Here is a 4,334-nt window from a genome sequence, read left to right on the forward strand (position 1 = left end):
TGGGCCAATATTATGTTGAGGCTTCAGGCAAACGTATCGAAGGACTCGGTGTCATGGGCCACTACACCCTCAACCAAACCAATAATCGCTTTATCGGTGACATCAAGATTCATAATGAAGAGTTCGATGAAACCTACTACGGATTTGAAAATCACCAAGGCCGTACCTTCCTCTCAGATGATCAAAAACCGCTGGGACAGGTGGTCTATGGAAATGGAAACAACGAAGAAAAGATTGGCGAAGGGGTTCATTATAAGAATGTCTTTGGTTCTTACTTCCACGGACCTATCCTCTCTCGTAATGCCAATCTGGCTTATCGCCTAGTCACTACTGCCCTCAAGAAGAAATATGGTCAGGATATCCAACTCCCTGCCTATGAGGACATTCTCAGTCAAGAAATTGCTGAAGAATACAGCGACGTAAAAAGCAAGGCTGACTTTTCTTAAACTAAGGAAAATTAGATCAAAGAACTCCCCTATCATATCGGAGTTCTTTTTGCCTGTTCTTTTACCCTTCTCTCTTGCATTTTCCCTCTTTTTTTGCCAAAATAGAGGGGTAGAAAGAAGGTAGCATATGTCTAAATTACAACAAATCGTAACATATCTTGAATCAGAAAAACTAGACGTCGCTGTCGTATCTGACCCCGTCACTATTAATTACCTCACTGGCTTTTACAGTGATCCCCATGAACGCCAAATGTTCCTATTTGTCCTAGCGGATCAGGAACCTCTCCTCTTTGTCCCAACTCTTGAAGTAGAACGTGCAAGTAGCACCATTTCCTTCCCAGTTGTGGGCTATGTGGATTCTGAAAATCCATGGAAAAAAATCAAAAACGCTTTGCCTCAGCACGACTTCAAACGTGTTGCTGTTGAGTTTGACAATCTCATCTTGACCAAATACCATGGCTTGAAAACAGTTTTTGAAACTGCTGAGTTTGAAAATCTCACTCCTCGCATCCAACGCATGCGCCTCATCAAATCAGCTGATGAAGTACAAAAAATGATGGTTGCAGGTCTCTATGCTGATAAAGCTGTAAAAGTTGGATTTGACAACATTTCTCTTGATAAGACTGAGACAGACATCATCGCCCAAATCGACTTTGCCATGAAACGTGAAGGTTATGAAATGAGCTTTGATACCATGGTCTTGACTGGTGATAATGCCGCAAACCCACACGGCATTCCAGCAGCTAACAAGGTTGAAAAGGACGCCCTTCTCCTCTTTGACCTCGGTGTCATGGTTAATGGCTACGCATCAGATATGACCCGTACGGTCGCTGTCGGCAAACCAGACCAATTCAAAAAAGATATTTACAACTTGACCCTTGAAGCCCAACAAGCTGCCCTTGACTTTATCAAACCAGGTGTGACTGCTCATGAAGTAGACCGCGCTGCCCGTGAAGTCATCGAGAAAGCTGGTTACGGTGAGTACTTCAACCACCGTCTCGGTCACGGTATCGGTATGGATGTCCACGAATTCCCATCTATCATGGAAGGAAATGACATGGTCATCGAAGAAGGCATGTGCTTCTCTGTTGAACCTGGTATCTATATCCCTAGTAAAGTCGGTGTCCGTATCGAAGACTGCGGTGTTGTTACCAAGGATGGCTTTGACCTCTTTACAAGCACCAGCAAAGATTTGCTTTATTTTGATTAACCTAAATAGCTCCAAAGCTCTTCCTTCAAAACAGCTTGGGGCTATTTTTTTGTCATTTTTCTTCTATTATGCTAAACTAATAAAATATTTCAAAATAAGGAGATGTTTCATGGCTATTCGAAAAGCTAAACAAGAAGATATTCCTAAATTACTTGATTTGTTACAACAAATCCTTACAGTACACCACCAAGCTCGACCTGATATTTTTAAGCAAACTGGGACTAAATATAGTCCCTCTGACTTACAAACCATGCTCTCTCAAGAACACACGCCTATTTTTGTTTTTGAAAATGAAAAGGGACAAGTTCTCGGACATCTATTTTGTACCATCAAAGATAAAACGGATAACCCTGTTCTCCAAGAAATCAAAACCCTTTTTATCGAAGATTTATGTGTGGACCAAGATGCTCGTGGTCAAAAAATTGGTGATCAACTCTATCAATTCGCTCTCAATTATGCTAAAGAAATTGGTTGCCACAATCTAACCTTGAGTGTCTGGAATGATAATGAGGCTGCCCTACGCTTTTATCAAAGACAAGGAATGAAGCTTCAAGAAACAACAATGGAAATGATGATTGATTGAAAATCTAGTCTATAAAAAATATTCAACTGAAAAATCTCAGTTGAATATTTTTTTATTTTATCTTCTTGACACTCTGAAAGACTACAAACCCTACAATCATCCCCAAGGTATTTTGTAGGAAGTTTGGAAGGATTTCTGGTAAGGCTGCTGACCAGCCATTCATTAGGGTAGAACCTAGGGCGTAGCCACTTACCATGACGATTGTAGCTAAGACTAAGCCCAGCCATTGCCATTTCCCTTTAAAACCTGCAAAAAATCCTTGCAAGCCATGGTTTACCAAGCTAAAGAACATCCACTGTGGATAGCCTGATAGAAGGTCAATTAGAAATCCTGCTAGTCCTCCAACTACAGCCCCTTCACGACTGCCAAAGTAAAAGGCAGTAAAGAAAATACCTGCATCCAAGAGAGTCAACATTCCTGTTGGCGTTCCAATTTTCAAGTAATAACCTAGGACTACTGAAAGAGCGGTTAGAAGGGATACTAGGGCGATTTTAGTTGTTTTGGTTTGCTTCATATTGTCTTACTCCATATTGATCTGCTTGTGCAATAGCACGGTAAACAAAAGCTTTAGAATTTTCTACTGCTGGTAAAAGTTCATCACCTTTAACCAAGTGACTGGCGATACTTGAGGCAAAGGTACAACCTGCGCCAGCATTTTGGCCTTGGATAACAGGATTTTCTAGAACTGTAAAGGTTTGTCCATCATAAAAGACATCCACAGCCTTGTCCTGACTAAGGCGATTTCCTCCCTTGATAATGACTGCTGGCGCTCCTAAATCATGCAATTTCTCCGCTGCAGCTTTCATATCTTCCAAGGTTTTGATCTCTTGACCCGCTAACAATTCTGCTTCAGGGAGATTTGGCGTAATCACACTGACATGAGGAAAAAAGCGAATCAACTCTTGACAGAGTTCACTGACAGCTACATCGTGCGTTTCCTTGCACACCAAGACGGGGTCCAATACCACAGGCACTTCAGGACGTTGCTTGATAAAGTCCAATGCTTTCTCAGCAACGCTGACAGTAGGGAGAAGACCAATCTTAATCCCTGCAAACTCCACATCACGCAAGCTATTCAACTCATATTGAAAAATAACGTCGTCAGTTGGAAAGACTTCAAAACCCTTTTCTGTCAAGGCTGTCAAACAAGTCACTGCTACAAAACCATGCAAGCCGTTCAAGGTATAAGTAGCCAAATCAGCCGACAATCCGCCACCACTAAAAATATCATTTCCAGAAAGTGCTAAAACACGATTATTCTTCATAACGAATCTCCTTTAAATACAAGCCATTTGGTGCTGCTGTTGGGCCTGCAAGTTGCCTGTCCTTCTTCTCCAAAATCAAGTCAATCTGCTCTACTGGCATTCGGTTATTTCCGATTTTGAGCAGTGTCCCCACCATATTGCGAATCTGCTTATACAAAAAGCCATTTCCTGAAAAGGTAAAGGTCAAAAACTGCCCTGTCTCATCAACTGTAAGGTTAGCTTCTGTAATAGTCCGAACCTTGTCCTCTACACTAGTCCCAGATGCTGTAAAACCGGTGAAATCATGGGTTCCCTCTAGCTTTTTGATTGCCATCTGCATTCGCTCCACGTCGAGAGGATAGGGAAAGTGGGTAGCGTAGTGACGGTGCATAGGATTTTTAGGACGGCCCCTATCCACGATAAACTCATAAGTCTTGCTGTGCTTGGCGTAACGGCAATGAAAATCATCCGCCACGAGCTCAATCGAAATCACATCGATATCTTCAGGGGACTGGGTATCCAGAGCAAAACGGAGTTTTTCCTCATCCATCTGATAGGGCAGATCAAAATGAATGACCTGACCAAGGGCATGAACCCCACTATCTGTCCTACCAGCACCGTGAACAGTGATGGCTTGTCCTTTATTGAGTCTCGTTAGCGTTTTTTCGATTTCCTCCTGAACGCTCCGCGCATGGGGCTGACGCTGAAAACCAGCAAAAGCGTAACCGTCATAGGAAATGATTGCTTTATATCTTGTCATGTGTCTATTTTATCAGGAAATAATAGTACAAACAAGTTTAAAAAACAATAATTGTCTGGGGACAAAAACCAAAAAGAAAAACTTAGGAAAT

The 4,334-nt window shown here is 42.0% G+C and carries 6 protein-coding genes; 3 read left to right on the forward strand and 3 right to left on the reverse strand.

Features of this window, described 5'->3' with window-relative positions; all coding sequences use genetic code 11:
- The 3 genes from SORDD16_RS11915 to SORDD16_RS06860 form a co-directional block, all read left to right on the forward strand.
- The coding region (locus SORDD16_RS11915) for a type 1 glutamine amidotransferase (protein WP_369404187.1) at positions 1 to 446 on the forward strand (446 nt) is incomplete at its 5' end.
- A 127-nt stretch (positions 447 to 573) separates the two neighbouring features.
- The gene (locus SORDD16_RS06855) at positions 574 to 1,656 is read left to right on the forward strand and encodes a M24 family metallopeptidase (RefSeq protein WP_061452837.1); all 1,083 of its coding nucleotides are present in this window, start codon (positions 574 to 576) and stop codon (positions 1,654 to 1,656) included.
- A gap of 109 nt (positions 1,657 to 1,765) precedes the next feature.
- Positions 1,766 to 2,239: a GNAT family N-acetyltransferase gene (locus SORDD16_RS06860; protein ID WP_061452838.1), complete on the forward strand. Its 474-nt coding sequence runs from the start codon at positions 1,766 to 1,768 to the stop codon at positions 2,237 to 2,239.
- 52 nt (positions 2,240 to 2,291) lie between these two features.
- On the opposite strand, the gene SORDD16_RS06865 is transcribed toward SORDD16_RS06860, so the two are convergent.
- From SORDD16_RS06865 to truA, 3 genes are read right to left on the reverse strand one after another with little or no spacing between them, the layout of a single operon-like run.
- Entirely contained in the window at positions 2,292 to 2,753 is a 462-nt protein-coding gene (locus SORDD16_RS06865) for an ECF transporter S component (RefSeq protein ID WP_061452839.1), read from the reverse strand.
- Entirely contained in the window at positions 2,731 to 3,504 is a 774-nt protein-coding gene (locus SORDD16_RS06870; RefSeq protein WP_061452840.1) for a bifunctional hydroxymethylpyrimidine kinase/phosphomethylpyrimidine kinase, read from the reverse strand. The genes SORDD16_RS06865 and SORDD16_RS06870 overlap by 23 nt, the downstream gene beginning before the upstream one ends.
- The gene (gene truA, locus SORDD16_RS06875) at positions 3,494 to 4,243 is read right to left on the reverse strand and encodes a tRNA pseudouridine(38-40) synthase TruA (protein ID WP_061452841.1); all 750 of its coding nucleotides are present in this window, start codon (positions 4,241 to 4,243) and stop codon (positions 3,494 to 3,496) included. Before truA ends, SORDD16_RS06870 begins: the two co-directional genes overlap by 11 nt.
- Positions 4,244 to 4,334 lie beyond the last annotated feature (91 nt).

The organism is Streptococcus oralis (assembly GCF_001578945.1).
Lineage (GTDB): Bacteria > Bacillota > Bacilli > Lactobacillales > Streptococcaceae > Streptococcus > Streptococcus oralis_Q.

Coding starts and splice junctions, on each gene's coding strand:
- SORDD16_RS06855 (WP_061452837.1), top strand. CDS start 574: ATGTCTAAATTACAACAAATCGTAACATATCTTGAATCAGAAAAACTA.
- SORDD16_RS06860 (WP_061452838.1), top strand. CDS start 1,766: ATGGCTATTCGAAAAGCTAAACAAGAAGATATTCCTAAATTACTTGAT.
- SORDD16_RS06865 (WP_061452839.1), bottom strand. CDS start 2,753: ATGAAGCAAACCAAAACAACTAAAATCGCCCTAGTATCCCTTCTAACC.
- truA (WP_061452841.1), bottom strand. CDS start 4,243: ATGACAAGATATAAAGCAATCATTTCCTATGACGGTTACGCTTTTGCT.
- SORDD16_RS06870 (WP_061452840.1), bottom strand. CDS start 3,504: ATGAAGAATAATCGTGTTTTAGCACTTTCTGGAAATGATATTTTTAGT.